Raw genomic sequence first — 25,200 nt, forward strand, 5'->3', positions numbered from 1 at the left:
GCTCATCGTCGCTCCTGATTCGCAGGCACCAGCGTGCCCGCTGTCAGGCAGAAACTCCACTTACCGACCTGTTCAAATTTGCGGAGCCGGCTCTCTTCACGCTTCGTTCGCGAGGCCGGTAGGACTTCATACATCAAGCAGGCAGACGACGGCGACGAGCTCGGATCATCACTGTGGAAATGTGTCCGATGGACCGAAACAGCGGCTTGTTGCTCGCCGGTGGGTCGTGTTGTTTCAATCCTTGTCGCGTTCGAGGAAGCGCAAGCGCGTCGCCGCGCCAAATATAAATTACCATTTCACTGACCGACTCGTCAGAGCGCTCGATAGTGACGTTGCAGAGATTACTCTGCCAAAGGTTATCTGCATGAGAATGGCCCAAACACCGGCAACCGGCCCAGCGCATAAACGCATGGCACGACGTTGCTTCTCTGCGGCAACCGGCGCCTGTCGCTAACCCATCTTAAAACCAATTCCGATCGCATCTTTAGACAGGAGCGCTGGCAAGTCGGCGAATGAACCATCATGTCCAACGCCTACATCATCGAAGTCGAAAGCCGTACTGCGGGCATCGTCGCGACAGACGAGCATGGCTACCGCTTCTTGTCCTCAGATCGGATCTTTAACAGTCTCGAAGGTCGCGAGTTTCGCTCTCCGCGCGCTGCCGAGCGTGCGGCGCAGGCGCTATTCCTAGAGCGGCATCATCTGGTCAGCGGACAATCGTTCGCCGCCTTCTGATTGATCGCCCGAACGAAAAAGCCGGTTGGCGGCCGGTAGGGCACTCACACAGGTGAGCGGCTAAGCAGGGGCAAAATGTTCAACCGCGCCGTTTATCCGTTAAGGGTTAGCGAGCCGGTGCTGTTCGGCACAATCTGTGCGGGTCTCGCGGATTGACAATCCGACCACAAAAGGAAAAGGCTCCCGTTAGGGAGCCCTTTCGGACAGAAATAGCTGTTTAGACTCAGGTCGTGGCTTTTGACAGCGAATGTCCCCGAAGCGACAACACTCCCGGAGTGCTGAGGGCTGCGTGTATCGCAAACTCCCTTGGCGGTGTCAAGTTCCATTTTCGAGAGCGTTGAAAGACTAAATGCCTGATACCTCGTATGAATTTTTGGTTAAGTTCTTCGAGAACTATTTGCCGTTCACTCCGACCCCGGGACAAATTGCTGTTTTTCAGAATGATCTCTCCTTGGTCAGTCCCTACCTTATGGAAGCGGCTCTGGTCGAGCTGAAGAATGGATCCGCAGGAAAACGACCAGGCATCGCTGGGGAATGGCGGCCAGCTCTTTTCCAGGTTTACAACCGCAAGGTGGCAGAACACGCCCAATTGTTCGGGCTGTTCCATTCGTTCGAAACCGCTTTTCGGTCCACCGTGGCCGTCACACTGGAGCGGCATTACGATCACCAGCGGTGGTGGCGGAAGATTTATGATGAGTTGCGAAATGGCAGCAAAGCTCGATCCGTAAAGAAAATCGGAAATGTGCCAATATCATCCGACGCTGCACACTCACTCGGCGAGATCATCTACGCCATCGACGGAGACCGATTTCAGCGAAATCTCGTTGGTGGATTTGTGAATGGTTTCCAGTTTGTCGAGACCTGCGATCTTAGTCACATAGCGCGTCTGATTGAAGATCACTGGTCCATCTTTTCTTCGCGATTCGTGCGCGGTCCAAACCGCCTCTCGCTCGATCACTTCAAGCGGAAATTCAAAACGGTTCGTGATGCTCGAAATGACGTGTATCACCACAGGTCTATCGCACGGATGACCGATGTCGTCTTCAACGCAGAAGATCTACTTGATTACCTGGACTTCTCTCTGAATTTCGTGTGCACAAAAATCGGTGAAGCTACGCCCGCAAATTTGAGGTTCGCCGTAGCCGTTGAAGTTCGTCACCGAACTTGGTGAATGTCCACTATCGGGATTGCGTCTCCTTCGCCGTGAAGGCCACTGATCATCTGCTCGAAAGATCGCTGCTTCATGTTCGTCGCTGGCCGCCTTTGTCGCGATAGGCGGCAAGGCCGCCGAACGCACGGATGTCGCGTATTCCGCCCTTAAATGCGCTTTGAGGGGAAAGCCTTCCTCTACGCCCGAGCCCGGGGGGTCTCGGCCGACCCCTTCTGCGGGGAGAACCCCGCAACGCCCCCGTTAGAGTGAGAGGGCGGACTGGCGCAACCGGGCGATCTCCGAAGCCTGGTCCGGCGGCATCGGCGTCGCCTGCGTGGTGGGGCGCCACGCCGCCGATCGTTACGTCCTCGTCAAGTCGTTCGGCGATGGGCGCGTGCTACGAGCGGCACCGTCCATCAGCCAAGGAGCCGGGCGGCGGCTACACGCTAACATGCCCGGGGCTTCCTAGTGCCGCACGAATCAGCGTAGCTAAACTCCCGACGGAGTTTGCCCTGTCCGAGGATCATGATCTTATGTCAACGGAGGATGGCGGCATAGCTGAAGTGGCCGGGGTGGATGCACTGCCACAAACGATAAAGAGATGCCTCTCGAGTCAAAGAGGGGAAAGCCCCTTTCATCAGGACTTTGGCACGCGCTTCGCCGAATATTTTCGCCTGCTCGCAGGTTCGCCCTGGTTCAAGCAAATTCTGAAATTGGAAGTCATCCGCCAGGCCGCAATCCCCTACATTGATCCTCTAGATAATCCCCAATACGCGCCGTTCATGTGCGTCGAGCGAATTTACGGAATCGAACTGCTCGCTGATGCCGCTTCTAAGAACTGGCTGCTTATTCGGCTTGACCTCGAAGTGAGAGTCCTTGGGCGATGGCAACGCGAACTGTCCATTTGTGTAGCCGAGGAAGAGGTGAAATGGCCGTCTTGGGGTGAATTGATGGCTGGCCCTCTAGATCTGATACAGTCCCGAGAAGTGGAAGCGCTTCAGCGGTGATCAGTGTCCCGTTCTTTGCTCCTGACGTGCTGCGCATCGAAGGAATATGACGACCGGCGATTGCGAAGCGCCGCAACGATCGCCCACATTGGAAGGAACAATTCTGAATGGCGGAAGCAGGCGGACCGGCCAATCAGGCCGGAATTTTCTTCCAGAACACGATAGCGGCCTTATATCTCGGCCGGATGGTGGACCTTCGGCCCCGTGCAAGACGGGATCGAGTCTTGCATGTGCGCGTGGAAGCACCTGAAGCCGTCGACGACATTGTGGTGCTACTTGGAGATGGATCGCGACGCTACATCCAGGCGAAGCGTTCGATCGACGTTTCATCCGACGCCTGGGACCGCGTATGGCAGCAGTTCTGGGAGCAACTGGCTCGGCCTGCGACGGCACTTGAGGATCGCCTGCTTTTGGCTTTTGGAGAGCCGTCAAAAATAGCTGCGGACCTGGAAGAATGCTGCCGCCGAACAACCGACGCCGTAGACCACGAAGAATACATTACGAAGCGGCTCAACGAAGGGCAACGCGCGCTGTTCTCCAAGATCGAAACCGCACTCGCGGATTACGCCGTCACCGCCGACGACATTCGCGCGTTGCTTTCGCGCGTCGATGTGGAAGTCTATTCTCACGCCTTGATAGAGCGTGATCATGCAGCGTTATGGATGCCGGATTCAAACCGGGATCCCTCGTCGTTGCTCGCTCTACTCCGCGACATGGTCGGCGGGGCGTCAATCGTACGGGGAACCTTCGAGGCTGCAAGGCTCCTGGAGCGGTTAAGGAGCGGGGGAGTGGTGATCGGCGAGCCCAAAGGATGGGGTGCCGATAGCTACCGCGCCGTCTTGACAGGCAAGGCCGTGATTGAGGTTCCCGGTACCGGCGTCGTCAAGCCAATCGACGAAACGTTCATCTGGCCCCGCGCCCATCGGTACGATCGTTCACATCGCGCAGACTTCGATGATGAGGTACCGAATCCCTGGTATGGCATCCGGCCGGACTCTGTGGACTTGTCGAATTTTCCGTCGGCCGGGTTCGACCGCGTAGTGGTCGTATCGGGCCCTGGATTCGGCAAGAGCACCTTGAGCCTGTCGTTGGCCAAATCCGCGGCAGCGCGCGGACTACTTCCCGCGATCATCTCCATTCATGAACTGTCAAAGCAAGAAGGCGGCGTCGGCCGTTTTCTTCAGGATCAGCTCAATGCGGAGTTCGAAGTCTCCGTTGATTGGACCAGGGCCGCGGAAACGGGGCTACTGGTGCTCTTCTTCGACGGGCTAGACGAAGTCTCGATCGACCGTCGCGCCGTCATGCTCGAGCGTGTCAAGACTTTCTCCCTACGCTATCCGGCCGTGCCGTGGCTTCTGACTGTTCGCGACGCCGCGGCGCTGGCGGCGCCGACGGACGCATTGCTTGTTGAATTGGACGCGTTGGATACCAACGATATCGGCAGGTATATTTCCTTCTATCGCCCGAACGAAGCCAGTTTTAGAGAACGATTGCAGCAAGCCTTCACGGCTCGTCCCGATCTGGAGCGGCTGACCCGCATCCCGCTTTTTCTCGCCATCCTGCTCTGTTCGGGTCTTGAAGTGAGCGAACTTCCGTCGAAGCGGACCGAGTTGCTCGAGGTTTATCTTGGCCTGCTGTTCCGTCCGGAGCAGTTCAAGGGAGCGGTTAATGCCGGGGTCGACCCGGCCGCGCTACGGCCTATCGCAGAGTTGATCGCTTACGATTCTTTAGAGCGCGAAGAGATCGGCGTGGACGCGCGGCGTTTGGAGGCCTCGGTTCGAAACGCTCTCGGAGCAGGTCAGTCCGTGCAGCCCGCGCTAGACAGGCTGATCACATGCGGCTTGCTCCGCCCGAGTGGACCCGCTCGTTTCGTGTTTCCATTCCCTGTGGTCCAGGAATACCTCGCTGCGTGTTACATACTGGATTTTCGCATGGAAGGAATCTCCGGGCGACTGTCCTCGGCATCGAAGAGGCCGTGGGCACAGACGTTGCAGTTCGTGCTCGAACGGCATCCGCATCCGATTCCGCTGGTCACAAACTTCCTGGCGCAGGAAGACGACGCATTCGGTACCGGGATGCGCCTCATGGCCCGCTGTGCCGCGAATGGTATGAGCGTGACGCCGTCGCAGAAAACTGAACTCACGCGACGATTGTGTCGACTATGGCCTTCAGCCGCTTGGCGGCTGCGTGATCGAATCGGAGCGCTGATTGCTGCCGCCTTCTGTGATCCAATGATTCCTGAATTGCGCGCGTTGTTGTCCAACCGTTGGCTCCTGCACCATGGGGCCGGGACCATCGTCGCACAGATCAAAACCCCGGATCTGACCCGTTCGATCCTCGCGGATTTTCTTGCCGGAGATATCGATCATCTGCTCAATCTTGCCGAGATGCAGCCTGCAGTGAACGCACTTGGTAATGAAGCTCTCGACATGTATGTCACTCGTGCCCGTCGCGACGGTGCGTCCGAAAAGGACCTAGAGGCTATATCTTCGCTCATCGGCCATTTAGATCCGACACAGCTATCAGGCGAATGTCTGCTGGCGGTCGCGCTTGATGAGCGCTTGCCGATCTACATGCGTCTGCAAGCTTTCGGCCTTCGTTCCACGCCGGTGGACCCTCGAGCGATGCCGCTCGTCAAGACCGCGCTGGGAATGCCGGGATATCACACGCGCTCCGCCGCCATCGAAGTCATCATGAAGCTGAAGGATCCGGTCCCGTCTCTGAGGGACGCCTTGATGCGGTCCGACCTGGAGATGAAGGAGAAGCTTGACCTTTTGGACTATCTGCCGCGTAGACATCTCTCGGCACAAAAGGCCGAAATCTGTCGAACTCTCGCTCAAGAAGACGGCATTCCTGGCGAATTACGCCGGCGACTATCGATCTTTGCAGCACGATATGGCGACGCGGATTCGATGTGCGCCTTGGTCGCGGCAGCGGATCGGCTGCCGATCAAGGATCTCCGCGCGACGATTGCGATCTTCGGTCATCATCGGTCCCGATCGCTGGTCGAGACCTTGATACGACGCCTCAAGGAACGCACTTTCTCTCCATCAGATAGGGCGCGATTGACCAGCAGCATCGTACTTGGAATGACAGCGCTTTTTCAAATGGACGTGTTCGAGGGAGGGGTCATCGATGCTGCGCCGCTGCACCCGGGCGCTGACCTCTTCCAGCCGCTGTTGGAGGAGTGGGCGGTCATGGAAGACTATGACCCGATCGACGGGCTAAACTTGGCCGGGGGATTTGCGCGATTCGGATCCGACGCCGCCTTGTCGGCGATCGAACGGAGATTGAAGCAGGTGCTTGGTTCGAGCGATATCGATCTTTTAGATTCTGACACGGCAACACATGTTGGGCATGCACTGACGACGTTGCGTGAAAGACAGCGTCTTCTGCCACTTCCATTTCTCGAGAGAGTGGTCGCCCGATGTTCTTACAACGGAGCATCCGGAGCCGTCTCTATGATCGCCGCGCACGGCACGCAAACTGCGCTCGATGTATTGCTGGAAATCCACACGGGCGCTACCGCCTCGCTCAAGGGAGCGGTTATGGATTCGTTAGAAACGCTGGCGGGCCGGTTGGGCGTACGAATTCGGCTGACCGGCAACGGCAGACTTGAAGCAGCAACCATTTGAAGTGGCGAGAAATCGAAGATACTACTAGGAAGTGCGATAGACCTCCCGTCGTTCGTGGCGTCACAAAGCAGTACGTTCTATCCTTGATTGGAAGGCCCGCTTTATGGTCCATTGTCCTTGGTCCTAGGACAATGGACGGAAGCGAATTTATAGGAAAAGTCAAGACCTTGTTATATTGCTGAAGCTCGTGAGCCTTGAGCCGGCCAAAAAAGAGGGCGATGCGCATCCTGGGGAGGCTGCGCATGACGATGACCCGCACTCAGTACGCAGCCTGGAATCAGCCCTTGGTATCAGCAAGACAGAGGTCGATGCCTCGATCAACCGGAGCGTTTCGTCGGGCCTTGCGGTCAAAGATCGGGAATCCGGCCAGGCAAAGCCCAACCGCCGCAATCTCTATAATTTCGTAGTGCACGGATTGAAGTTCGTTTTCCCGGCTAAACCGAGTGCGATGACCCGGGGCATCCCCACCGCCTTTGCGGCCGCCCCGCTTAAAAATCTTCTGATCAGCGCAGGAGAGTACATTTACGTCTGGCCGTACGCCAAAGGCAAAGACATGGGGCAGGCGGTAGACCCGCTGTTCAAAAGCGTACCACAGGCCGTTCAAAAAGACGATCGTCTGTATGAGTATCTGGCCCTTATCGACGGTGTCCGGCTTGGAAATCAAAGGGAGGCTGGGCTCGCGGCCGAGCGTCTATCGGAAAGGCTTCTCAGAAAATGACCACCGTTAAAGGCCAATTGCTTCAAATGTTGCAAACGGTCGCGCAGTCTCTCGAGATGAACTGCGCGCGCGGCTGGTGTTTGTTGGCGGTTCTACAACAGCCCTTTTCATGACGGACGAGATCGTGCTCGAAGGCGTTCGGACAACCGATGACGTGGATCTCATCGTTGATCTCGTTGGACATGCGCAATAGGCTCAACTGCAAGACCAGTTGCGTCAGAAGGGGTTCGTGGAATCTCCGGAAGACGAGGTCATTTGCCGCATGCGGCTCGGCGAACTCAAAGTCGATTTCATGCCGGATGATCAAAGCATTCTCGGCTTTAGCAATAGCTGGTACGCATCGAGACGGCGGTCACGTGTCCCCTGAGCGAGGCACTGAACATCAAGCGCCTCACGCCGGAACTGTTCGTGGCGACAAAGTTGAAACATATCTCGGCCGCGGCAACGATGATCTGCTAGCACTACTTTGGCAGATTTATTGGATTGATCGTCGCAACAGGATTCCCGAATCAGGTTTTCAATGATTCATGGGTGGTCGGCTTTTGGAGGGCCGGCCATGGTAGACATATCGTCGAACTGGGAAGAAGAGCTTGAACGTTGGCTTGAGCCGTTTCTGGATTGCCTGGGTCACAAGGCGCGGCGGCGGATGTGTCCGCTGTATGTCGCGGGACTGATTGGACCGGGTGACCGCAAGAGCGTCCAGCCAATGGCAGCGCGGCTGGCGCCGGGCGACTATGACCAATTGCATCATTTCATCGCTGATGGCGTCTGGGACGCGGCGCCGTTGGAAGCAGAATTGCTTGTTCAGGCCGATCGGCTCGTCGGCGGCAAAGATGCAGTGCTGGTCATCGACGATACATCGATGCCGAAGAAGGGCGATCGCTCGGTTGGTGTAGCTCCGCAATACGCATCAACTCTCGGTAAGACGGCGAATTGCCAAACGTTGGTGTCGCTCACGCTTGCGCGCGGTGAGGTGCCGGTAATGGTGGCGCTACGTCTCTTCATTCCCGAGAATTGGACGAGCGACCCGGTACGTCTGAAGCGCGCCGGCGTTCCAATCGAGCATCGCAGGGCACGGTCCAAGCCAGAGATCGCGCTGGCTGAGATCGATCGCGTGATCGCAGCCGGTGTTCGCTTTGGCTGTGTGCTGGCGGACGCGGGATACGGATCGAGCGCGCCGTTCCGTCATGCTCTGAGCGAACGCGGCCTCTTATGGGCAGTTGGTATGTCGCGACGCCAAAAAGTCTATCCGACAGATGTCACCATGATCTTTCCGACGGAGAAAGCCCGTAAGCCGCGCAAACACCATATCCCGGATATGTCGCCAGTTTCAGCCGAGACGATGCTGGTCGGCGTAAAGTGGCAGAAGATCAGCTGGCGCGGGGGTACAAAAGGCCCGCTGACATGCCTTTTCGCTGCACGGCGCGTTCGCATCGCGGATGGCCCAAAGCACCGTATGTTCGATAAAGGTGTCGAGCGTATGCCTGGCGAAGAAGTGTGGATCCTGGGCGAACGACGATCGAGCGGAGAGCAGAAGTACTACATCTCGAATCTGCCCGCTGACATTTCGCTTAAGACGCTGGCAGCTGCCGTGAAGGCGCGGTGGATCTGTGAACAGGCGCATCAGCAATTGAAGGAAGAGCTGGGGCTCGACCATTTTGAAGGCAGGTCGTGGGCCGGATTACACCGACATGCCTTGATGACGATGATCGCCTATGCCTTCCTTCAATCTCGCCGCCTCACCGCAGCGGGACGGAAAAAAAAGAGTCTTAGGCCCACCGCCACAACCGAGCATGCCGGCCATCAGACAAGCAATCCTCGACCTCTTCGTGCGGCCCCCACCACTACGATGCACGCACTGTGAGATGCTGCCCGCAGGCAGCCTTAAGCCAAATCTGCCAAAGTAGTGCTAGGCAGCCGTGACATCGAGGATATCCTTCTCGTCGTTGACGGGCGAGAGGAACTCGTGGCTGGAAATCCAAAACGCAGACGATGATGTTCGCTGCTACATTGCAGAGAAGTTCAAAGCGCCCTTAGGTCATGAGGAACTTGATCATTTTCTCGAAGGCAATATCAAGGGACCTGAAGGCCGGGTCGATATTGTACGAGAGCGCTTTGTCGCCATAAGCCAGAGCGATGCTGGCGAGCGAGAGGGGAATGGAGATCAACTGGCGCAGTGAGCAAGGAAAGAGGACGCGCGATAACCGGGATTGCGGGGGAGTCGGAGTGCGCGCCGATGCCGTGTTATGTCTCCTTCTCGACGGTTCAACCTCTGGCCAACAAGCGATGACCTTGCCCGCCAGATTATCCGCGATGTCGTAGACTGGTATGTCGCCACAGACGAAGCCGCAACGCCAGAAAGCCTCAGCGCGCAATTGCGTCGCACTCATCGCAGTTTATCTCTGCGATTTCCACGGGACAGCGCGAGCTACGTGCTCGCCCTTATAGCGAACGCAGGGGCGGCGCTCGTTCTGCACGCTGGCGATTGCCTGTTAGGAAGCCGCGAGCAAAGCGGCGGGGTCCATTGGTTCACCAAGCCGCATACGCTGCCCAATCCGATAGGTGAAGTTCCGTTTGACGAGATTGCCAGGAGTCCTGCCAGGAACCGGCTGACACGAGGCTTCCGAGCGAGGGAGTTCATGCTGAGGTAAACAAAATCACAGCAGAGCCGGGCAAATCATTTCTCCAGCTTGAGTTTGTCCTGGTATACACCAATCCGCTTCTTCGCTCGCTCAATGACGTCACCGAAGTGGAGCAGTTCAAAATAGGTCTCACCCAACGCTGCGGAGTGCGAGGGTCCAAAACGGCGCTCGATTGAAGCCATCCCAGGCCGACTGAAAACGGAGTCCAAGTTCCGCTCAGACGCAGTGAATTGACAGTGTCGCCGATGAGATATCCATAAAATCTCCTCAGCCGGCCTCCTGACTTCGCCGCGAGCAAATGAGCGTACTCTGAAAGGTCGCCGACATGCCCGTCCATCGATACTCCCGGGGCCTTGAATTCGACGATGATGGCTGAACCTTCTTTGCTGAACAGAGCAATGTCTGGCCGTTTGCTGCCGTTGTCATCCGCGCGCTTGGCAAGCAGCTTCTGAAGTTCCTGGTCGATATCACTTTCGAAAACACTTTCGTTGTCATTCCAGCGGATGCTTGATAGCGGCACGTCTGAGGCAATGTAACCGTAGTAATGGTATTCCTCACTTATGGCGGATCCCCTCGACCGATAATTTTCGGGAATAGTAGCTTGCTTGAAGATTTTGGTGGCGGCTGTTGCTGAGGGGGAAATCGTTTCTCGCTCCGAGACCAGGAATCCATAAGCGGCGATGCACAGCGTTGCGTGATGGTGGAAGCCGCGCCAACCCCGCCCCTCGAAGTGGCCAAGCCCGACCTCCTGTTTGAGTTCGTGGTAGTCGCGCTCAATGCGCCAGCGCAGCTTGGTGATATCGACCAGCTGACGAAACCCAATGTTGGCCGGAAGCGTAGAAAACCAATATTTGGTCGGTGCTGCCTCGCCCTCTGGCCATTCGATCAGCAGCCATTCCTCCGGCCGGCTTTCGGCGAGCCAGCAATCTCGATGTGCCGGACGGACGCGCACACGAGCAAAGCGCGAAGACAAGCGTTCTGCCGTACCCTCACGCCGTGGCGCGCCCTCTTCGTGGGCAATCTCTCCGAAGGCGTCCATAGCATTGAGCTCCAGCTCGACATCCCTTCTGGAATATTAATCGCATATTACGTTGTTCACATCGAATTATTCACTGACTGTCATCCAACTGTAGCGGTCCGGGTTTTGAAGCTCCTAGTCATCGGCGGCCGATGAAACGAGAGAAGCGATCTAGGTCGCGTTCGCCGCGAGTTTGCATGACGATATGGAAGAACCGATTTGGAATCCGAATTCGTTGACAGCATCTGACCACGCAGCTCGCGCAGCTCTTCAGCTGGCGATCTCGGATCGTGATCTTCTGATGTCAGGGGCCATCGGGATATCGACTGCACTCCTCATCCTGCCCGTACCCGGGTCGGCCTCCTTTTTCGTCGTCACACGTCGCGGCGCAGGCATTCGTGTCTCTGGGCGCCGTGAAAGTGTGGACCTAGCGCGGGCCCGGTCACGCTATGAGGTGCTGCCGAAGCGGTTGCGGACCGTGAATGCGAGCGCTCCGTTGAGGGTGTCGCACCGGATCGCGATGTCTGGGGCTCTCTCTGAGCCTCTCATGAGCTCCACGCCGGGCCCCGGATCGACGAGCGAACTCATCTGCAAATCGTTCATGGTGACTGAGGAAGATGGTGACCGACGGTGCTGTTCGCCGGAGGTCATTCGCGGCACGTCCGCGGATGCACTGCACGAGTGATCCCCTTGAGCGTCATATCACGACAGATGCAATCACAAACGATGGAATGACCACATGTCTAGAGATAATCAGACCCGAACGGCGCCTATTAGCCTTGAACGGTCAACTCCACCGGCGTCCGCGAACCTGAAAGAGACAGTCAAAGAGGGCCTGCGTGCACTCAGTGACTCAACGGAGATCCAAAACGGTGTAAGACAGCATCGGTTTTCTGGAACGGAAGCGGACAAAGTCTATGCGGCGAACTGGCTGGCCTCGCGCTTCGAAACGGCTGTGGATCCGGAACGGATCATCCTCACCAATGGTGCCCAGAACGCGATGGTTCTTGCCCTCGCGTCTGTCGCCGCGCCGGGCGATACGATCCTGACGGAAGCACTCACCTACTACGGTTTTCGGAAACATGCGCATCTTCAGGGCATCCGGACCGAAACAATAGCGATGGATGACGATGGCGCCGAACCTGAGGCATTAGAGACGGCATGCCGCAAGTTCGCGCCCAAAGCACTTTTTCTGATGCCGACGGTCCACAACCCGACGACGATTGTCATGTCGCTCGAGCGGCGGCAACAGATCGTTCAAATCGCAAGGCGATATGGAGTGCGCATCATCGAAGATGATGTGTATGGAGTGCTCCCGGCGAGTGTTCCAGCTCCCTTTGGGGCGTTGGCGCCTGAGTTAACATGGCATATCACCAGTTTTGCCAAATGCGTCGGCCCTGGTGTTCGGGTTGGTTACCTCGTGGCGCCTCATGGAAAGGCGGCGCAAACAACGCTAGACCGCTTCTACGGTATGTCGACCTGGTTTCCCGCGTCTTTCTCTGTCGAACTGGTGAACTTCTGGCTCGCCAATGGTTCGATGGAAAAGATCGTAGCCGGCGTCAGAGAAGAAGCGGTCGCCAGACAGAGGATTGCCACGCAATGGCTCACTGGCATCCCATTTCGGACCAGGCCAGATGCGCTCTTTCTTTGGGTCGATCTTAAGGGGATCATCGATCAGGACGAACTGGTTGCGCAATGCGCTTCAAGACACGTGACCATCCGGCCTGGGCGGATTTTTGCATCTGATCCGACGTTGTCTCTAAACCATGTCCGTCTTGTCATCGGCAGCCCCGAGAGCCGCGATGAGTTGGAGGCGGCGATGGCCGTGGTGGGAGGTTTGCTCCAAGCTGCCCGGGGTTCAGGATGTATGGCGGGCGTTCGCTGATGTATCGCGATCACCGTTTCATTGTTGTAAGCTTTGATGGCTTGCGCCCGGACCTGATTGGCCCGGAATTGACCCCTCATCTTTGGCGCATGAAGGCGGCCGGGGTGACGCTGGCGAAGCATCGCACCGTCTATCCGAGCGAAACCCGATCCGCTTTCCCGAGCCTTGTCACCGGCGCCACGACCAACCGGCATGGCATGGTCGGCAACAAATACCTCGATCGCGCCGTGACCCCGCCGCGCTACATCGACACGTCCGATGCGGTTCTGCTCCGCCGGCTCGATGTCGAGAGCGGCGGCCGGCTTTATTCGGCGCCATCGCTCGGCGAGATCTTGGCGGGGAACAGGCGGAGCCTCGCGGTCCTCGCCACCAATACGCCGGGTACCACCCGGCTGTTCCACCACAAGGCCGAGGATTTCGGCCATGTTCGTCTGTCCGGTCATTTTCGCGAGGCCTGTACGCCGGGCGATGTGCTCACCGAAATCGAAACCCGTGTCGGTCCGTTACCTCCAGCTCCGCCCAAAATCGAGCCGGATCGCACCGGACAGGAGTGGATTACGTCCGCCTTTCTCGATGTTGTTTGGCCGAAATATCGTCCCGACGTCACGATCCTTTCCTATGGCGAGCCGGACGTCACCTCGCATTTCCACGGCACGGGTGCGGCGGCGACGCGCTCCATCATTGCTCATTGCGACCGCCAGTTTGGTCGTGTGCTCGACTGGTGGGAGGCGGAAGGAAGGCGGGCTGGGGTTCAGATTTTCGCGATCTCGGACCACGGCCATATCACCGGCCATACGCGTGTCTCAGTTGCCAGCAGCCTGCATGCGGCAGGGTTCAACCCCGGCACGGCGCCGTCTGCCGATGTTGATCTGGTGGTGGTGCCAGGCCAGGTCGGCGCTCTCTATCTTGCCGATCCGGATCAGGCGAACGTCGCGCGGCTGGTTGCGGCCCTTACATCCGAGCCATGGTGCGGGCCGGTGTTCACGCGTGCGAAGGACGACGTCAATGGCATCGCCGCCGGGAGCCTCTCAAACCGCCTGGTTTTCGCGGATCATCCCCGTGCGCCGGACGTCGCGTTTTGCTTCCGCGCCGACGATACCGTTGACCCGTTCGGCCTCGTAGGTGGCACCTTCTATGACAACGACCGCCCGGCGGGTCTCGGCCTTCACGGCGGGCTCCATCCGAAGGAGCTCGCAGCAGTCGGTCTCATCGCGGGATCAGTTTTTCCGAACGCCGGATGCGCATCTTTCCTTGCGTCAGGGATTTGCGATATCGCACCGACAATTCTCTATCTGCTCGGCATTGATGCACCGCATACGATGAGCGGACGGGTGCTCCATGAACTGCTGCGGCCGTCCGAGGCCTTCGATATTCCTGTACGCGAGGAGAGCTTCGAGACGCGTCTCGGAGACTACACGCAGTTGCTCCGGCGCGAGCACGTCGGCCCAGCCCGTTACATTGCCGGCGGTTGGAATTTCTGTTGAAGTGCCGGGCCGCAAGGGTTTAACGCCGAGCGCCCATCGCGGATCATGTGAATGTGTCTGACCCTGCCCCTCATTTGTTGAGCAATGGATCAATGCGATCAACAGGAGCAGGACGGGCGATAGTGGCCTTGAGGTGTTGGCAACGCTACGCCAAGGCGCTGTCCTCAGGACCTCAATTGAGGTCACCGTATCCGCCTAATTGTCGCAGACGGTGCGAAGCGATGTCTTGGATGTCGCCGGTCTCTTCAGGTTCGTGTTATGCAGCCGCTGGAAGCGCATCTCGCCTGCAAACTGCCGTTGGCAGCCGGATCGGGCGTAGCACGGGAAGTCCAGGCCAGCGGCGTTGTGGCACTGACACAGACCGGTTGATCATTATCGATGTCCAAAGGACCAGAAGCGCGACAGCATAAGTTGGCGCGTGATCGGCATGTCGACGCTGAGTAGGCATCGAGCGCAGGGACGTTGAGCTGACGAATCACGGCTCCTGCCCATGTCGCATGAGTGCCGGAAGGTTCGAAATGAGTTTAGACGTCGGTCGTGAGAGCTCTGCACGGGCGTTCGCTTCGCTTCCGTTTTGTCGTGCGGACGCGTGCACCAAGGGGGCCACAGAGTCACTTTCCCTTGGCTAGGCGAGGGGGCAGCGAAGCGCCGGCCAATGTACGGTCAATTCCCTGTTGTCGCCGCGCGCTCGGACTGCATTTGGCCGAAATAGATTTCCAGCGTCGCGAGCTATGGCCTGACGATACGTGTCGCACCTTGTTCGATTGCGATCTCCACCAAGGCGTTCAGCGCTTTACGCGTTGCTCCTTCGACACATTCTCTTACCGAGCACCAGACGGCATCGTATACGCGCAACCTCACATCGAATTATTCGATGGTCGTCATCCGGCTGTAGCCGTCCGATCTTTTAAAGGTCCCGCACAACAGCGGACACGTCCAAACGGGATAGGCGATCTCATTGCCGTGCTCAGCAACGCTTCATGATGTGGGAGTAACGGCGATGGCATCCGTATTGATTGACGGGATCGTTAAGAACTATGGCCCGACGCCCGTCTTGCGCGATGTCTCACTGTCGATAGCGGATGGTGAGTTCCTGACGCTGCTCGGACCCTCGGGGTGTGGGAAGTCAACGCTCTTGCGTGTGCTGGCAGGGCTCGAGGTGCAGGATGCAGGTTCGATCTTGATCGGCGGACGGGTGGTCGACGGCCTCAGGCCGAAGCGGCGGGACGTGGCAATGGTGTTCCAGTCCTACGCCCTCTATCCACATATGACGGTCGCTTCCAACATTGCACTGCCGCTGCGGATGCGGCAGCTCACGGCCATCCAGAGGCTTCCTCTGGTCGGCCGCCTGCTTCCAGGAAGGGCGCGGATCGCTGCCGAAATCGACGTCGAAGTCACCCGTACCGCCAAGTCGCTCGGCATCGGCCATCTGCTGACCCGCAAGCCGGGGCAGCTCTCCGGCGGCCAGCGCCAGCGCGTGGCGGTCGGCCGGGCAATGGTGCGCCATCCGGCTGTCTTTCTGATGGACGAGCCGCTGTCCAACCTCGACGCTAAGCTGCGTGTGCAGATGCGCGCCGAGATCAAGGAACTGCACCAGCGTCTCGGGGGCACCTTCGTCTACGTCACCCATGATCAGGCCGAGGCCATGATGCTCTCCGACCGGGTCGCGGTAATGCTCGACGGCGAGTTGCTGCAGGTCGCTCCGCCGCAGGACATCTATGGCGATCCCGACGATCGGCGCGTCGCAGAATTCATCGGCTCGCCCAAGATCAACATACTCGACGGCGTGATGCGCGAACGCGGCCTGATCGACGTGGCCGGATCGACACTCAAGATCGATGCGGCTGCACTCCCCGGTATGCATCTCAGCCTCGGAATCCGCTCCGAGGCTCTTCATCTCGCCGACCAGGGCGGGCAAGGCGCGCTGACTGGTTCGGTTCGCATGATCGAACATATGGGCTCCGATCTGTTCGTCCATCTCGATTTGGCGGGCCCCGACCAGCCGCTGGTCGCGAGGCTTTCGGCCGAATGCGCGCCTCGTATCGCCTCCGGACAGACCTTGCATGTCGGCGTCAGGCCGGACCGGGTGCTTCTCTTTACCCGCGATGGACGGCGTTTGCGCGGGCAAGTGGAATCCAGCCGGGCATTGGTCACGCCGCTCCGGGAGGCCACTCGATGAGAGGGCCTCGTGCGATTTCTGACGCCTGCAACGAACTCTCCTCGGCCGGTGGTGCGCCAACATTTCGATCGCCCGCCGCCTCCCGGGCGCGCAGTCGTGGCCTTCGCGAAGCCCTGGCGGCTTGGATCTTGGCCGGGCCGGCAGTCTTCTTTCTGCTCATGCTCTTCTGCCTGCCCGTGATCGGCGTCTTTGTCATCGCGCTCACCGACTGGCAGTTCGGCGCGCCGAAGCTATCCTTCGTCGGACTCGACAACTTCCGCGAGGTCATTGCCGACGAGGGATTTAGGACCTCGCTTCGCAATACCGTCATCTACGTGCTGATCGTCGTGCCGGGCACTGTCAGCCTCGGTCTTCTGATCGCTCTCCTGATCGAAAGCGGCAAGTCCTGCCGCTCCCTGTACCGCGCCATTCACTTTTTGCCCTTTATGGCGACGATGTCGGCCATGGCGATCGCCTGGGAGGCGCTGCTGCATCCGACGATCGGTCTTGTCAACCAGACATTGTCTGCAATCGGCCTGCCGGCCCCCAACTGGCTGCGCGACGAGCACACCGTTCTGCCGGCGCTCGCCGCGATAGGCATATGGCAGAATCTCGGCTTCGCAATGGTGCTGTTCCTGGCGGGCCTCAAGAGCATCCCCCAGGACATCTACGATGCGGCCGACGTCGACGGTGCGGACCTGTGGCTGGACCGCCTGCGCACCGTCACGCTGCCGATGCTCGGCCCGGTCTCGATGTTCGTTGTCATCGTTGTGGCGCTGAGGGCGTTCGCTTCCTTCGACACCGTAAAAGTGCTTACGCAAGGCGGCCCGGGTCACGCCTCCGAAATGCTGCTCTACACGCTGTATCGCGAGAGTTTCGAGTATCTGCGCACCGGATATGGCGCCGCAATCGCCGTCGTCTTTCTGGCCATCGTCGTGACCCTCACCCTCGTTCAGGCCCACCTCATGGACAGGAAGGTGCACTACCAATGAGCACCAGAGCGCTTCGCACTTGCCTGTTGTCGCCGGCCGCGGTCTTCCGGCATGCCGCTCTGCTCGCCACCGGCGCGCTCATCCTCGTGCCTTTCGTCTGGATGGTGTCGCTGTCAATCAAGCCGCCGGGCGAGATCTTCCGGACCAGCTTTTCCTTCTGGCCCGCCCAGTTCTACGGGCTCGAGAACTACACAAAGGCGCTGACCCAGGCGCCGCTTCCGCGCTACCTGGGTAACGGCTTCATCGTCTGCGCGTTGATCCTGGCACTGCAAATCCTTGTCTGTGCCCCGTGCGCCTACGCGCTCGCCAAGCTCCGCTTTCCCGGTCGTGGTGCGCTCTTCGGCCTGGTGCTGATCGGCCTCCTCCTGCCGCATCAGGTGCTTTCGCTGCCGCTCTTCATCCTCGGTTATCAGCTCGGCGTCCTCAATACCTATGCGGCGCTCGTCTTGCCCTATGTGGTCTCGCCGTTCGGCATCTTCCTGTTCCGGCAGTTCTTTAAGACCATTCCTGATGACGTGGTCCACGCCGCGCGGCTCGATGGTCTGTCCGAAATTGCAATCGTGTGGACAATCATGGTGCCAATGGCATTGCCCGCCGTGATCGCCTTCGCAACTTTCTCGATCGTCTCGCATTGGAACGATCTGTTCTGGCCGCTGATCGCGGTGCACGATCAATCACTGATGCCGCCGCCGCTCGGCATCATGGCCTTCAAGAGCGAGGAGGCCGGCACCGACTACGGCCCGCTCATGGCCGCAGCAACACTCGTCGTCCTGCCCCTCATCGTCGCCTTCCTCGCCGCACAGCGTTGGTTCGTCGAAGGTTTGGCGGAAGGGGCAATCAAGTAACAGAAAAAGCCTCGCTGAAGTCGGCGAACACCGCCGCAAAGCGTAGCGCGCCCTCAGAATCCGCTGCGGCGAGGAATACAGAATATTCCCCAAAATGGAGAACGGCAGATGTGGCCCTCTATGAAAATGATTGTCGTCGCCTCCGTCGCTACAGCACTTGTTGGAGCCATAACGAGTCCGGCGAACGCAGAGGACGGCAGAACGTTAAGGGTAACCGCAGCCTCCTCCGACCTTAACGCCATGTGGGTCGAACTCGCGAGAACCTTCGAGAAGGAACATCCCGGCGTCAACGTCGAACTGGATAATTCGAACAGAGGCTACGATGACCTCGTTCAGGCAACTCTGCGCGCTTCGCTCACAGGTTCGTTGCCGGACGTGTCGTTCCAGGGCGCCAATCGTCTGCGGATCTACACGGATCGAAACCTTGCCGTTCCGCTCAACCGTTTCCTGAATGCCGACACGAGTGACAGCCGCAAGGCGCTGTCACCAGCTGTTGCAAAAATCGGAGCGTCCAAGGGTGATACCTATGCACTAGGCTTCGGCGTCGCTGAGCCTGTCGTCTTCTACAATCTCGACCTCCTCGCCAAAACTGGCGCTGATCCTTCTCACCTCCCGACGACCTGGGACGAGATCATCAGACTTGGCTCGAGTATCACAAAGCTGGGCGAGGGGAATGTAGGACTTATTTTTCAGTACGATAGTGAGGATTTTTTCTGGGACGCTCTGCTCTTTAGTCAAAATGCGGCGATGATGAACTCTGATGAAAGCAAGATATCTTTCGATGGCCCGGAAGGCCTGAAGGCGTTGGAGATCATCAAGGGAATCGGAGAATCGGGACAAGCTTCAGTTGACATGTCGAAAGACCAGGCTCGCTCTCTGTTTGCCGCCGGGAAGGTCGGCATCATTTTCGACTCCAATTCAAATCAGCTGCGTTTTGAAGAGGACAGCAAGAGCAAATTCAAGCTGGCTGTCGGCAGGTTTCCGCTGATGGCACCGAACGGGACACTTCCCGCGGCCGGATCGATCGCAATGATGTTTGCGACAAAACCCGAGCAACAGAAACTCGCGTGGGAGTTCATGAAGTTTGCGAGCGGGCCAGCCGGACAGAAAATTGTAGCACTTAAATCCGGATGGCTGCCGGCGAACGACTTCGCTACCCGCGATTCAAAAGAGCTCTCCGATCACTTTGCTAAGAATGCAAACTATAAGGCCAGCCTCGATCAGCTACCCATTCTTCAGGGTTGGTACGCTTTTCCAGGAGAGAACGCGGCAAGAGTTACCAGGGTCATCGTGGACGCTATGCGCTCTGTCATCACGCTTCAGAAGCCGCCCGAAGCGGGGCTCCAGGCAATGGCGTCCCAAGCTCGAAAGCTGCTCGGCGTGAAATGAGTGTTCAAGCTTAGCAAGCGAATGGAAACGATGGTCGGTGCAGGCCTTTATCCGGACGAGAGATATGGGATGGCTTGCGCCATCCCGTATATCGAATGGAGCCGTCCTGGGAAAAAAGAGTCCGCCTTGGTACTCTTTTTGACCGGCGGTGGTCATTTGGGGCGGATTTCGTATGGTTATCCTGACGGTGACCCCAGGGATTTTCTCGCCTACTGGCTAACTCTGATGGGGTACAATTTGGTTGTGCCATCGCCTCCGATCGAACACCCTCTGTTCAACTCTCCTGTTCCCGGACTGGACATCACAACCTGGTCGGAAGTCCTGATCGATCTGGTGGAGGCGAAGCTACAAGCATGGAAGCTGAGGCCGCGTGTCCTGGTCGTCGGCTGGAGTATGGCCGGTAGATTTATTTCGCGTCTGGCTGCCACGGCCTCGACCAGAGGCATTACCGTGGAGGCATTCGTAAGCCTGGCGGCAACGCCGCCGCTTCCAGGTCTCTCACCCGTGAATCTCGACGAAACACCACTATCGAGGCATGGCTTTCGATCCTTCCTCGGCCCATCCGGGACGGACGCCCTTACGTCAGTCAATCGATCCTGGCTGGCTTCTCTATCGGAACAGGATTGCCTGGAGGGGAGATCAATCATTCCGTCTGAGGTATACTTCAAAGAGTTCGTTGGTAACTCACCGCTGAACCTGCACGGTGAAGCTCACCGCTGGCGCAATGAGCGGATGCAACATTCCCTGTCAGATGCGGCGAAGGATGTTCTGGCCATGGAATTTCAAGGTGCTCCGCTATGCGCAGCCATCATTCCGACTGCATCGAGTGATAGGCACCACCTGTTAACGGATCAGGCCAACTGGTCGTTCTTCAATGCCAACGTGATCGCGGCTCGCGCCGCCTCATTCGCCCCCAACGCTCTAGATAAGGTCCGGGCGGTCGTCGAGTCGTTGCCGCAGCGGTTGTCGCGAGAGGCAGTTGGAGGACATTTCTTCTTCGTTGGCGCGAAGGGAGCCCGCGCCGCCGCGCAGGCAATCCTTGCACTTCATACCGAAGCGCTCGTTGTCGAGTCTGAACTGAAAAGCTGCTCGTGCAGAGACCAGTGTGAGCCGTAGCTCGAAGGGAGCCCGTTCAATTCCCGCAATGAATATCGAGCGGCAGCGGCGGGAGAGCAATCCCGCAATGCTGGATGCAGCGTTGCTGCTGTTGATCCAAGCCACCGAGCGCCCGAGTGCGCTTTGCTTTCGGCGGACTCTCATGTGGGTTGACGCGGACTGCCGTAAGCCGCTCTCTTCAACGTTGCCACGCCATTTCGTTTGACTTGATTCGTTTGCGGCAATGATCGAACCAAGGCGTTTGCTACGCATTCAGAATGACGGACTATTGCCGATCGAGCCAAACGAAAGTCGAAAGGAAGTGCTCATGTTTGGTGCCAATCTTGGCGGCAGCGCTGTCGCCGGTGATTGAGCAACAAAGCGGCGGCAGGCGGCATCGGTAAAGCGCGGCTCCAAGCGTCCGCTGCAGTTTTTCGATTACTGGGGCTTGCTGGTATGCACAAAGAGCGTCGGGCTGAGATATCATTGAGCGACGGGTAGGGCGATCGTCACCTCTGCTGACCACGGAAACTCGACCGTTCCATCCGTTGCAGCATATCGCTCAAAGAGCAAGCGGTGCCATCTCATCGTATCTTCCAGGCCGCTTATCTCGACAATCTTCTTAGTGTCGCTACGGGACAAACTCAGGCCCTCGAACTGCTCCCATGTTAACAGGTCGTTCCAATAGAGTGCGAAATGGCGGACCTTGCGAAACAGAGATGATGATTTCAGCTCATGCACGAAATTGGCAGGTGCATAGTGTCCGTCGCTGCCCTCAAAGCCACCCATCACGAAACCAGGAATGTACGTCTCGTGGTAACGCTCGTAGTCTCGAAGCATCTCGCTTTTATCCAAATCCCTTCGGATCATGAGCACCGCGATGAGCCCTGATGGACCCAGGACCCGGTTTGCCTCCGCATAGAACTTGGGTCGATCAAACCACGTCGCGGCGCTCGCTGCTGTCACCAGTGAAATCGTTCCGGCCTCGGCTGGAAGCCGTTCCGCGCTGCCTGGCATGTGCTTGATATTCTCGATGCCCGCAGATCTGGAGATGGCTTTCTGACGCATATCGGCGTTCGGTTCGAGGGCTATAACGTTAGCATAACGAGGCAACAGCCTCGCCAGTTGTCTTGTAAAGATTCCTGTGCCACTGCCGATATCGAGCACAGAGAGAGCGCAAAGTCCCGCAGGCCTCGCGCGCTCCGCAACGAAGCTGACTATTTCATCCGGATAATGAGGCCGATAGCTATCATACGCATCAGCAAGCCCAGTGTAGGAGGAGTGCGTGTCCGCCGGTTGACTGCGCATCTCTCACCTCCGGTCGCTTGTTGCGGAACGAGAAGGGCCCGCTTGGATGGATGCGCCGCAGCTCCTGCGATGGTCTCCTAGGCACCGTTTAGAACAGCAACGGTACTTGGACCTGCGAGGCCGATCCGGCCGTCTCCGGGGCGGCTTGCCGCAACAAATCCGCCGCTTGTCGAAGTCGGATGGCCGGGCAGCGCTTTGCGGAGCGGTTGTTTGTGCTCCTCGGGGGCTAACCATGAAGAACGTCCCGGTTCTGTTACAAGTTCATCACGCGACACAGAGTTGCGTTGATGGAAGACTCGTCCGCAACCAAATGCCGCAGCGCAGAGCCACAGCCTCTCTGGTCGTCTCAATGGTTCACATACGTCTTATCTAGATCGACTACCCACGTCGGTAGTTGATTGGGATGCGAATTGCTTCATCTACTGCGTCAGGAGTTCCGATCAGGCGTGTCAGGGAATGTCCAAAAGAACGCTCAGCGCGCGGCCAGCGACCCTGTCAATTGAACCATCTTGGTGGATTAATGCTCTCTTACAGTGCGTCGCGCGTCCTTGGGAGCGGGCGGCGCGTGACAAAGTTTGATATCTCTCGCATTTTGCGGCCGCGGGGTTCTTGAGCGAGAGGAGGCGAGTTTGGATCCTGGAGTTGGTAGGCAGCGTGGCTGGCGACCGTCAGAGGCCACGGGTCGCTTCGGTCAGGGAATATGAAGACCTCTTTGACCATATTGGTCTTCGCGAGCCGCTTGGTACGCCTCTTCAGCGAGCGCGGTCCTGCGGTTCATTTTGATCAGTCCAACTCGTTTCTGAAGGCTATTGCGAAGGCAGTCAAACAGGCGAGTCCAGAACGTGGATAGTCCTGAACTGGCAAGCATAGCGTTGTCTCATTGCACTGTTTACCTCAATTGGAATCGCCAAAAATGAATCGTCAACATAGGGAGCCAATCAGCCTTATAAGAACCACGCCGCCGACACCAGACTGGATGGGGGCGGAGTTGTCGAGAACGCTGCTTGAGATATCTGAACGAAGCGATGTCGCCACACTGTTGAGGTATCACCGCTTTCGCGGCACGGAATCTGATCGTCAAGCGGGAGCGGTTTGGCTTGCCAAGCGCTTCGGGGTTGCGCCGTCGATTGACCGGATCATCGTCACGAACGGAACTCAGAGTGGCCTCCTAATCACACTGGTGAACGTGGTCGGTAGCGGCAATGTGCTGCTGACAGAATGCTTGAGCTATTACGGAGTGCGGCGGATTGCCGGCTTCCTAAACATTTCCGTCAAGGGCATCGCGATGGATGACGACGGAGCGGTGCCGGAGGCGTTCGAGGATGCGTGCAGAAAGCTCAATCCCAAAGCGTTATTTCTTACGCCGACGCTTCATAACCCGACGACTATCACGATGTCCCATGCTCGGCGGCTCGCGCTCGTGGATGTCGCAAGGCGATATGGCGTCGTGATTATTGAAGACGATGTTTACGGGCTGCTCCCACCGGAAGCGCCGCCTCCGATCAGCGCGTTAGCGCCGGACATCACTTGGTACGCCGCAGGCCTTGCCAAGTGCATTGGCCCTGGTTTGAAGATTGCCTATCTCTTGATGCCGTCCCGTGAGGCAGCCACAAGCGCGTTTGATCGTTTTCAGACGACCTCCTCGTGGCATGTCACACCCCTGTCTGCGTTGGTCGCTCAAAGCTGGATTGCCGATGGCACCGCTGAGAAAGTGCTGCTCGCCGTACGCAGTGAAGCGGTAGCGCGGCAGGAAATGGCTGCGAAGTTGCTCATTCATGCAACCTATCTGGCCAAGCCGGAGTCACTACATATGTGGCTGACTCTTCCGCGCAGATGGACGCAGCGGAGCTTCGTCGCAGCGGCAGCCGAGACTGGAGTACTGGTTCGATCCGGAAGCATGTTCGCGCTCGATGAAGAGACGTCCCCCAAGGCCATTCGTATCGTCATAGGTAGCCCCGAAACTCGTACCAGCCTTGGAGAAGCGCTGACTGCGCTCTGCCCCCTTGTGCAGGAGTAACTCGCTCGGAAATCGGAGACCGGCTCGAGTGCCGATCGAGCGTTTCGATATTGCGAAGTCGCAGCAGGATATGCTCTGCCTCGAGCCGCTCAAGGCTAATCAACACGGGTGAGGGCGATCATCCAGAAATGCCTGCTGGTAGAGCGAAAAGCCCATGTCATGCTCATCCCGGACAAACGAAACGGCCCGGTTTGCGGTCTCGCCGCCGGGCGAACCCGAACTGAGCCTGGTCCTCAATTCGTCGGCTATCAGCGACCTTGGTTCATTAGCGCGGTTGCCATCGGTGTTGCTCGAAGGCGTAAACTGGATTGAGACGGCAATAGCCACCTGTACCGGATGCTGTGGCCATGCACTGGCCATAGGTCGAGAACTGGCAAGTGCCAGGATATCCCCAGGCACGCCCTTGCAGACAATAGATGTCTTGTATGGCGGGAAGCACGTATTCCGCACGATCTCGGGCATCGGCGGTCGAATGCGATCCAAAGCCGGCCAGGACGGAAACTGCGATCGCAATTATGAACTGAAGGTAGCGCATGGACGCCTCCATATCCGTAATCTTATTCCCTATAACTTTTATTGAAGCCCAAACGGTCCGAATTGTACATTCACACCTTGGTCAAGTCGGAATGTCCGGCCGCGGTCTGCAGGCTGCAGATCTCTTAGGGGCGCGTTCTCTTCGACTGAAGGCAGAAACAAGCAGGCTCGAGCAGAGCGCGGAGCCGCAATCAGTGACGCGAAGCCGGCAACAACATCATTTGTTGGACGGCATAAGAGAGAGGATCAAGTGCTCGCACCGTTGACGGGTTAATTGTAGCCGCTGACGCAGGGACTATGCATTATTCCATCTGCGGACAATGAGATGGCACATTTTGCCGCGACTTTTGCAATCTGCGGCGCAGGTATACCGCGGTCGTGACCGCTCCGCTGATCTTGAGCCTGCGTGAGGGCGTTCTGCTCCCACAGAGTTTAAATGAGAGCTTGGTCTATTCTTGAGAGAGACAGGATTGCGCTGTCGCAAATGTCGCCCAGAGCTGGTCCCGGTTGTCTGAACAGAATCTCCGCGTCGATAAGTGGAGCCTCTGCCGGGGTTAGGCCGCCGCGCGGAGCGGCGGAAGGTTGAAG

Annotated in this window: 19 protein-coding genes and 1 pseudogene; 15 read left to right on the top strand and 5 right to left on the bottom strand. The window is 58.0% G+C overall.

All coding sequences use genetic code 11. The features are described from left to right. The first annotated feature begins 522 nt into the window (after positions 1–522). From ABIB78_RS37120 to ABIB78_RS37140, 5 genes are all read left to right on the top strand, one after another. The gene (locus tag ABIB78_RS37120; RefSeq protein ID WP_429034012.1) at positions 523–735 is read left to right on the top strand and encodes a hypothetical protein; all 213 of its coding nucleotides are present in this window, start codon (positions 523–525) and stop codon (positions 733–735) included. Between the two features lie 349 nt (positions 736–1,084). Further along, a complete protein-coding gene (locus ABIB78_RS37125; RefSeq protein WP_429034014.1) occupies positions 1,085–1,906 on the top strand; it encodes a hypothetical protein in 822 nt (273 codons plus the stop codon). Positions 1,907–2,418: 512 nt separating this feature from the next. Beyond that, on the top strand, positions 2,419–2,892 hold the full coding sequence (locus ABIB78_RS37130; protein WP_429034016.1) for a hypothetical protein: 474 nt from the start codon (positions 2,419–2,421) through the stop codon (positions 2,890–2,892). Between the two features lie 107 nt (positions 2,893–2,999). Further along, positions 3,000–6,527: an NACHT domain-containing protein gene (locus ABIB78_RS37135; RefSeq protein WP_429034018.1), complete on the top strand. Its 3,528-nt coding sequence runs from the start codon at positions 3,000–3,002 to the stop codon at positions 6,525–6,527. A 175-nt stretch (positions 6,528–6,702) separates the two neighbouring features. Continuing rightward, positions 6,703–7,245, top strand: a complete 543-nt coding sequence (locus ABIB78_RS37140) for a hypothetical protein (protein ID WP_429034020.1) — start codon at positions 6,703–6,705, stop codon at positions 7,243–7,245. 22 nt (positions 7,246–7,267) lie between these two features. Here the strand turns inward: ABIB78_RS37140 and ABIB78_RS37145 are convergent, their stop codons facing one another. Beyond that, positions 7,268–7,552 (bottom strand): hypothetical protein, encoded by a 285-nt coding sequence (locus ABIB78_RS37145; RefSeq protein ID WP_429034022.1) that lies wholly within the window; start codon positions 7,550–7,552, stop codon positions 7,268–7,270. Here ABIB78_RS37145 and ABIB78_RS37150 point away from each other — a divergent pair. Together ABIB78_RS37150 and ABIB78_RS37155 are read left to right on the top strand one after the other, a co-directional pair. Further along, positions 7,545–7,769: a hypothetical protein gene (locus tag ABIB78_RS37150; protein ID WP_429034024.1), complete on the top strand. Its 225-nt coding sequence runs from the start codon at positions 7,545–7,547 to the stop codon at positions 7,767–7,769. The genes ABIB78_RS37145 and ABIB78_RS37150 overlap by 8 nt on opposite strands. Continuing rightward, on the top strand, positions 7,766–9,109 hold the full coding sequence (locus tag ABIB78_RS37155; protein ID WP_429034026.1) for an IS701 family transposase: 1,344 nt from the start codon (positions 7,766–7,768) through the stop codon (positions 9,107–9,109). The genes ABIB78_RS37150 and ABIB78_RS37155 overlap by 4 nt, the downstream gene beginning before the upstream one ends. A 169-nt stretch (positions 9,110–9,278) precedes the next feature. On the opposite strand, the gene ABIB78_RS37160 is transcribed toward ABIB78_RS37155, so the two are convergent. Further along, positions 9,279–9,635, bottom strand: coding sequence for a hypothetical protein (locus ABIB78_RS37160; protein WP_429034028.1), 357 nt, complete (start codon positions 9,633–9,635; stop codon positions 9,279–9,281). An 814-nt stretch (positions 9,636–10,449) separates the two neighbouring features. Beyond that, positions 10,450–10,881 (bottom strand): annotated as a pseudogene (locus ABIB78_RS37165) (transposase); the annotation flags it as partial. A 763-nt stretch (positions 10,882–11,644) separates the two neighbouring features. Between ABIB78_RS37165 and ABIB78_RS37170 the strand changes: the two are divergent. The 7 genes from ABIB78_RS37170 to ABIB78_RS37200 all read left to right on the top strand — a co-directional run bounded on the left by ABIB78_RS37170 (position 11,645) and on the right by ABIB78_RS37200 (position 20,774). After that, the gene (locus ABIB78_RS37170) at positions 11,645–12,790 is read left to right on the top strand and encodes a PLP-dependent aminotransferase family protein (RefSeq protein ID WP_429034030.1); all 1,146 of its coding nucleotides are present in this window, start codon (positions 11,645–11,647) and stop codon (positions 12,788–12,790) included. Then, positions 12,790–14,274 carry an alkaline phosphatase family protein gene (locus ABIB78_RS37175; RefSeq protein ID WP_429034032.1) on the top strand — a complete coding sequence of 495 codons (1,485 nt, stop codon included), beginning with the start codon at positions 12,790–12,792 and terminating at the stop codon, positions 14,272–14,274. The genes ABIB78_RS37170 and ABIB78_RS37175 overlap by 1 nt, the downstream gene beginning before the upstream one ends. 1,000 nt (positions 14,275–15,274) lie before the next feature. Next, positions 15,275–16,453 (top strand): ABC transporter ATP-binding protein, encoded by a 1,179-nt coding sequence (locus ABIB78_RS37180; protein ID WP_429034034.1) that lies wholly within the window; start codon positions 15,275–15,277, stop codon positions 16,451–16,453. Positions 16,454–16,611: 158 nt separating this feature from the next. Beyond that, positions 16,612–17,424: a carbohydrate ABC transporter permease gene (locus tag ABIB78_RS37185; RefSeq protein WP_429034045.1), complete on the top strand. Its 813-nt coding sequence runs from the start codon at positions 16,612–16,614 to the stop codon at positions 17,422–17,424. Next, positions 17,421–18,269, top strand: a complete 849-nt coding sequence (locus ABIB78_RS37190) for a carbohydrate ABC transporter permease (protein ID WP_429034036.1) — start codon at positions 17,421–17,423, stop codon at positions 18,267–18,269. Before ABIB78_RS37185 ends, ABIB78_RS37190 begins: the two co-directional genes overlap by 4 nt. Before the next feature lie 120 nt (positions 18,270–18,389). After that, positions 18,390–19,658, top strand: a complete 1,269-nt coding sequence (locus ABIB78_RS37195) for an extracellular solute-binding protein (RefSeq protein WP_429034038.1) — start codon at positions 18,390–18,392, stop codon at positions 19,656–19,658. Next, positions 19,659–20,774 (top strand): hypothetical protein, encoded by a 1,116-nt coding sequence (locus ABIB78_RS37200; protein ID WP_429034040.1) that lies wholly within the window; start codon positions 19,659–19,661, stop codon positions 20,772–20,774. 462 nt (positions 20,775–21,236) lie between these two features. On the opposite strand, the gene ABIB78_RS37205 is transcribed toward ABIB78_RS37200, so the two are convergent. Then, positions 21,237–22,061, bottom strand: coding sequence for a class I SAM-dependent methyltransferase (locus tag ABIB78_RS37205; protein WP_429034042.1), 825 nt, complete (start codon positions 22,059–22,061; stop codon positions 21,237–21,239). 913 nt (positions 22,062–22,974) lie between these two features. Between ABIB78_RS37205 and ABIB78_RS37210 the strand changes: the two genes are divergently transcribed. Beyond that, entirely contained in the window at positions 22,975–24,078 is a 1,104-nt protein-coding gene (locus ABIB78_RS37210) for a PLP-dependent aminotransferase family protein (protein WP_429034043.1), read from the top strand. Positions 24,079–24,343: 265 nt separating this feature from the next. On the opposite strand, the gene ABIB78_RS37215 is transcribed toward ABIB78_RS37210, so the two are convergent. Next, a complete protein-coding gene (locus ABIB78_RS37215) occupies positions 24,344–24,613 on the bottom strand; it encodes a DUF3551 domain-containing protein (RefSeq protein ID WP_429034044.1) in 270 nt (89 codons plus the stop codon). Positions 24,614–25,200: the final 587 nt, after the last annotated feature.

Source organism: Bradyrhizobium sp. I1.14.4, from assembly GCF_050435825.1.
GTDB lineage: Bacteria > Pseudomonadota > Alphaproteobacteria > Rhizobiales > Xanthobacteraceae > Bradyrhizobium.